The sequence below is a fragment of the Spirochaetota bacterium genome (assembly GCA_026414805.1).
Taxonomy (GTDB): Bacteria; Spirochaetota; UBA4802; order UBA4802; family UB4802; genus UBA4802.
Genome location: JAOAIH010000093.1, coordinates 4,233 through 9,873, shown reverse-complemented (window position 1 = coordinate 9,873; position 5,641 = coordinate 4,233). Strand labels below are relative to the sequence as shown.

The 5,641-nt window shown below is 34.1% G+C and carries 7 protein-coding genes; 5 read left to right on the top strand and 2 right to left on the bottom strand.

The window, feature by feature from the left end; translation table 11 throughout:
• Window positions 1–1,785 (top strand): cation:proton antiporter (locus N3F66_13810; protein ID MCX8125219.1); only part of this gene is annotated, 1,785 nt, incomplete at its 5' end.
• A 42-nt stretch (window positions 1,786–1,827) separates the two neighbouring features.
• Entirely contained in the window at window positions 1,828–2,322 is a 495-nt protein-coding gene (locus N3F66_13805) for an ureidoglycolate lyase (GenBank protein ID MCX8125218.1), read from the top strand.
• A 73-nt stretch (window positions 2,323–2,395) separates the two neighbouring features.
• On the opposite strand, the gene N3F66_13800 is transcribed toward N3F66_13805, so the two are convergent.
• A complete protein-coding gene (locus N3F66_13800) occupies window positions 2,396–2,818 on the bottom strand; it encodes a hypothetical protein (protein ID MCX8125217.1) in 423 nt (140 codons plus the stop codon).
• Window positions 2,819–2,966: 148 nt separating this feature from the next.
• On the opposite strand from N3F66_13800, the gene N3F66_13795 reads away from it, so the two are divergent.
• Both N3F66_13795 and N3F66_13790 read left to right on the top strand, forming a co-directional pair.
• Window positions 2,967–3,416 carry an NfeD family protein gene (locus tag N3F66_13795; GenBank protein MCX8125216.1) on the top strand — a complete coding sequence of 150 codons (450 nt, stop codon included), beginning with the start codon at window positions 2,967–2,969 and terminating at the stop codon, window positions 3,414–3,416.
• A gap of 20 nt (window positions 3,417–3,436) precedes the next feature.
• Window positions 3,437–4,315: an SPFH/Band 7/PHB domain protein gene (locus N3F66_13790; GenBank protein ID MCX8125215.1), complete on the top strand. Its 879-nt coding sequence runs from the start codon at window positions 3,437–3,439 to the stop codon at window positions 4,313–4,315.
• A 78-nt stretch (window positions 4,316–4,393) separates the two neighbouring features.
• On the opposite strand, the gene N3F66_13785 is transcribed toward N3F66_13790, so the two are convergent.
• Window positions 4,394–4,846, bottom strand: a complete 453-nt coding sequence (locus N3F66_13785; protein ID MCX8125214.1) for a hypothetical protein — start codon at window positions 4,844–4,846, stop codon at window positions 4,394–4,396.
• Between the two features lie 577 nt (window positions 4,847–5,423).
• Between N3F66_13785 and N3F66_13780 the strand changes: the two genes are divergently transcribed.
• A partial coding sequence (locus N3F66_13780) for a magnesium transporter (protein ID MCX8125213.1) occupies window positions 5,424–5,641 on the top strand: 218 nt, incomplete at its 3' end.

Genomic DNA, 5,641 nt, shown 5'->3' with positions numbered 1-5,641 from the left:
GGTCTTGAATTGTCGTTTGCCGAAATTGCATCTTTGCGGCAAGCTATTTTTGCAGGATTATTGCAGGTTGTGATAACTATTGGTGTTGTTGCTTGTGTAATGCTATTATGGTTTAATGCAGCAAAATCATTTTTTTTTGGCTTTGTGGTTGCTTTGAGCAGTACCGCTATTGTGTTAAAAATGCTTCAGGAGTTTGCCCTGTCCGATAGCCCCTCTGGAAGAATATCCTTGGCAATAGCATTGGTTCAGGATATAGCTACAGTAGTTTTGATGCTTTTAATACCTCTCCTTGCAAACAAATCAGATAATTCTGTAAGCTACACACTGCTATTGTTACTGGCAAAAAGTGTTGCTGTTATCATCGTTGTGTTTATTGCTGCAAAGTATATAATACCAAAGTTTCTGTATGAGATTACACGCACTAGAAACAGAGAATTATTCATGATAAGTGTTGTAGCATTATGCTTGGGTGTTACTCTTGCTACGTATGCAATTGGGTTGTCAATTGAGTTGGGTGCATTTTTAGCCGGAATAATTATATCTGAATCAGAGTATAGTGGTCAGACCATAAGTTCTTTTATCCCATTTAGAGATTTATTTAGTAGCTTTTTTTTCATTTCGATAGGGATGTTACTGAATCCATTTCTTATACTGCCAAATGCAGTATATATTACAGGGTTGTCACTGGGAATAATCATCATCAAGCTGTTGATTGTGATAGTAGCAATATTGATGATTGGATATCCTCTTAAAACAGCTGCATTGGCAGGATTATCACTGGCGCAAATTGGAGAATTTTCGTTTATCCTGGTACAGATAGGAATGATGTATTCATTATTGACACAGGGTGAATACCAGATGGTACTATCAGTAAGTATGGCAACAATGGTTCTGAGTCCCTTCTTAATGAAATATTCTCAGGTTTTTGCTGATGTTATTACAAAATTGCCAGTTCCTAAAATGGTGTTGTATGGTTTTGCACATAGTGAGAGTTCACAAGTGCATCCATTAAAAGACCATATAATCATTGTTGGATATGGAATAAATGGCAGGAATGTTGCTATTGCTGCTAAAAATATAAAGATTCCATATATCATTGTTGAAATGAATCCTGAAACGGTAAAAAAAGAAAAAAAAGAAGGAGAGAATATTATATACGGAGATGCTTCACAGGAGGATTTGTTATATCAGGTGAATATTGTTTCTGCACGGGTTTTGGTGATAGCAATAGCTGATAGAAGTGCTATAAAAAGAATAATTGCACTGGCTCGACGCATCAATCCACATATTCATATTATTGTGCGTACACGATTTGTAGGGGATATGAAGGAACTGATGGAATTAGGTGCTAATGAGGTCATCCCTGAAGAATATGAAACATCCATAGAAATTTTTGCAAGAGTATTACAGTATTATAGGGTTCCGCGTAGTGATATTGAAGCTATGATTGAATCCATACGTGCCAAAGGGTATGCAATGCTAAGAAAATTACATGTGGATATCTATAGGGATTTGCCAATTGCAGAAATTGACATGCAAGCAATACGAGTATGCCCAGGTTCGCCAGTTGTTGGGAAAACAATTGGTCAGATGCAACTTCGAAAAGTTCATAAATTTTCAGTTGTTGCAATCAAGCGTGGGGATTCTGTTATTACAAATCCAGGTGCTGATGATAGTATTGAAAGCGATGATGTGCTGTATGTGGTTGGCAGCAGGGGGGCATTAATAAAAGCAGTGAGAGAGCTAAAATTGAGTGATAATGCAACCAGTTGCCAATTGGAGTAAGCAACACTTAATTACATTATTAATTTATATGGTATGCAGGTTATGAGAACAATAAAACCTTTACAACTTACAACTGACGATTTTTTCCCTTATGGATATTTTGCAAAGATGCAAAATCCTGATTCAATTCATTTTGGTGCATCACCGGTAAAGTTTTATAGAGATATTTTACAAATTCCAATACACAGTATGATGAATCTATCATTTTCAATTTGCCAGGTTGAAAAGCGAGATTTTATTATTCAGAAAATTGAATGTCACAGCTCCTGTTATGAAGGAATTTTGCCGCTTGATGGGGATATTTTGATTCATGTTGCTCCCGCAACACAAAACAATGTGTATCCGTATAATGATATACAAGTATTTGTGGTGCCACAGTATACATTAGTAGTATTGAAAGCAGGAGTATGGCATCATGCACCATTTTCACTGCATTCCACAGTTAATACTTTGATAATTCTTCCGGAACGTACCTACGCCAATGACTGTACTAGGGTAGATATACCACAAGAATATCAGTTAAAAATTTTAATATAAGCGATAGTAACTGGTTAATTGTCTTTTGAATGTTATACTCAGGCAGAGAATTAATCCCTGCCTGAGTATTAACCTACATCTGGCTTAATTTTGCAAGGCGCATTGAAGCTTTCATAACTTCTTTGTCAGTTGCATATTTTGGCATTTTTTCCATCATGCTAGTTGCAATCTTTTGACTTATTGCGGCCTGCTTCTGTTCAAGATCAAGCAGTTCTTTTGGCATTTGAGCATTTGGGTCATTAAGCTCGGGGTATTTTGCTTGCAACTTCTTAATTTTTGGCTGCAATGTTTCAATTGCATCAGCATAGGAATTAATAGCTTTTGCAACTTCACTAGCATTTGTAGCTGCATCAAAATCTTTGATTAAATTCTCCTGCGCAGCAATTGATTCTTCCATAAGTGAACGAACATCACTGTACTTGCCAGATGAAGTGCCACAACTTATTAAAGATGCTATCGCAAATAATGATAGAAATAATAAAAAATGTTTTTGCATAAGACCTCCTTAATTGGTATGTGAAGCAGTATATCATGATAATTGATATGTGCAATATTAATTTTTTTATGATTGACGATATATTCCATAAAGGTTATAGATATAAATAAATATATAACTAAAAACAAGTTTAATAGAGGGTAAATGTATGACGCTATCACCTGTTGCATGGCTTGCAATTGGTATTATTTTGATGGCAATTGAAATTATAATGCCTGGTTTTATTATATTCTGGTTTGGAATTGGATCTCTAATTACAGCTGCACTGGTATATAGTGGAATTTTACAATCTGAAATATCACAATGGTTCTGCTTTTTTATTTCATCAGGTGCGTTTTTGGCATTATGGTTTGGTTATTTAAAAAATAAAGTAAAATTTAAAACAGCTGATGATGTGCTTGATGTTACACTGGCAGGTAAAAAGGGAAAGTGTGTTCAGGATATTATCCCTCCACAAATTGGCCAAGTAGAATTGTTTGAACCTTTTCATGGAGTTACATTATGGAAAGCTCAGTCAAATGAAATAATTTGTAAAGATGAACAAATAGTTGTAGAAGGTGCCGATGGAATAAAACTGGTAGTTAAAAAGGCAAAATAATATATTTTATGGAGGTTTTTATGTCTGGTTTAATAGTAGCTATAGCCATTCTTGTGGTGATTCTTATTTACAAAGGCGTGAGAATTGTGCCACAAGCCGAAAACTGGCTGGTGGAGCGTTTTGGCAAATATGCTGCAACACTTACACCTGGATTAAATCTTATTAACCCACTTTTCTCACGGGTAGCAGCAAAAATTGATATTCGTGAACAGGTTCTTGATTTGCCACCACAGGGAATAATAACCGAAGATAATGCAACAGTCAAAGTTGATGGAGTTGTGTTCTATAAAATACTGGATCCATATAAAGCGTTTTATGGTATAGAAAATTTGCAGATGGCTATCTCAAATCTTGCTCTTACCACCCTGCGTTCTATTATGGGAAAAATGACTCTTGACCAGTCATTATCATCACGTGATAAAATTAATGCCGAACTGTTAACTATTCTTGATCAAGCTACAGATTCGTGGGGTACTAAAATAACGCGTGTTGAAATCAAGGATATTGTACCACCACAGGATTTGCAGCAGGCTATGGCGCTGCAAATGAAAGCAGAGCGTGAACGCCGCGCGACAGTTCTTGAAGCCGAAGCACAGAAGGAAGCACAGGAAAGAAAAGCTGAAGGTTTTAAAAGAGCACAGATATTGGAAGCAGAAGCTCGTAAAGAGGCGGCGCAACGTGATGCTGAAGCACGGGAACGATTGGCTCAGGCTGAAGCAAATGCTATTGAGTATGTAGCAAAATCTCTAAAAAGCACAGGCGGTGATCCGCTGCTTTATCTTCTGGGCATGGAATATGTGAAAGGGTTGATAAAACTGGGAGAATCCCAAAGCAGCCATGTTGTAGTGTTGCCATCAGATCTGGTTGATAATCTAAAGAGTTTATTTAAGTTAAAATAATATTATATAATATATATAAAAGACACTATAAAAACAAAAAGATACCCGGAATGATTACCGGGTATCTTTGAAGTCATATTATTCTTTATCTTTTTTAATATATGTTTTATTACCATGTTCGTTTATATAATAATGACCACCTCGTGGTCCTTCATAGATAGTTCTTCCTTTGCTATCTTTACCAATAACCTTTCCTCCCCATTTATCTTCTTTTTCGTTGTATTGAATCTTTTTTTCTTTCTTTTCTGTTTTTGACTCATTTTCTTTAGCTTCTTTATGTTTATATTTAGTTTTTTCATCTGATTTCTTTTCTTTTTCTGACTTTTGATCCTTTTTACTTTTTACTTTATCTTCAGATTCTTTTTTCTGGGTTTCCTTATCTTTGGACTCCTTTTTTGCTTTACTTTCAGACTTTTCTTCTTTTTTCTCTTTCTTTACTTTAGTTTCTTTTTCCTTCTTTTCTTGTGATTGACTCTTTTCCTTTTTGACTTTTACCTCGGTTTTCTTTTCTGAAGTTTCTTTCTTTGCCATAGACTCTGTGTACACACCAGAAATAACTATAGAAACAGCTAATTATAAATCAGCTAATAACTTTTTCATATTAAAATCCTTTTAATATAAAAGATTTGTGAATCATATATTTGCATTTTTTAATATCTTAAAATTATGAACAAGTCAATAATAAAATTAAAAATAGTAATGAATGAATCAGGATATGATTCATTAGTTTGGGTTTTTGGCCGGCATATATTTCTAAATGAATATTGAAAAAAATAGCTATTAATTAAAAGTACTAATGTTTGGAAAACTAATAAAATTCTTGTAAGCAAAAAAATGTATTGCTTTACTTTCATTGTTATATTAAATGATAAAACATAGGTGAATAACAAAACGTAAAACAGATATTTTATTTGAGAATTAAAATATAGCTGATACAATAGTTTTAGTACAATTAATTGTTATTCTTTTTTATTTTATAATTGATAATATTTATTCCTGTATAAAATCTATCGAAAATATTTAATAGTGCATACCCCAAAATATTTATCGATAATTCTGTGCACTATTACACTATATATTATCTAGATATATTCAGAGGCATGCCATGATGATTGCACCATTACTTCAGCCTGAAATAAAAGAATTAATTGAAAAAAGAGAGTTTAGTGTATTGAAAGAGGTCTTCAGTGAATGGGCACCTGCAGATTTAGCTGAGCTTATTAGTGAATTGCCCGAGGAAGAGCAGGTTATCATTTTCAGGTTGTTGCCTAAACAATTGCAGGCTGAAACATTTGAATATTTAGATTTTGAAGTGCAATCACATCT

Excerpts from the sequence above, each read along its gene's own strand:
- N3F66_13805 (MCX8125218.1), top strand. The coding sequence starts at position 1,828 with ATGAGAACAATAAAACCTTTACAACTTACAACTGACGATTTTTTCCCT.
- N3F66_13800 (MCX8125217.1), bottom strand. The coding sequence starts at position 2,818 with ATGCAAAAACATTTTTTATTATTTCTATCATTATTTGCGATAGCATCT.
- N3F66_13795 (MCX8125216.1), top strand. The coding sequence starts at position 2,967 with ATGACGCTATCACCTGTTGCATGGCTTGCAATTGGTATTATTTTGATG.
- N3F66_13785 (MCX8125214.1), bottom strand. The coding sequence starts at position 4,846 with ATGGCAAAGAAAGAAACTTCAGAAAAGAAAACCGAGGTAAAAGTCAAA.
- N3F66_13790 (MCX8125215.1), top strand. The coding sequence starts at position 3,437 with ATGTCTGGTTTAATAGTAGCTATAGCCATTCTTGTGGTGATTCTTATT.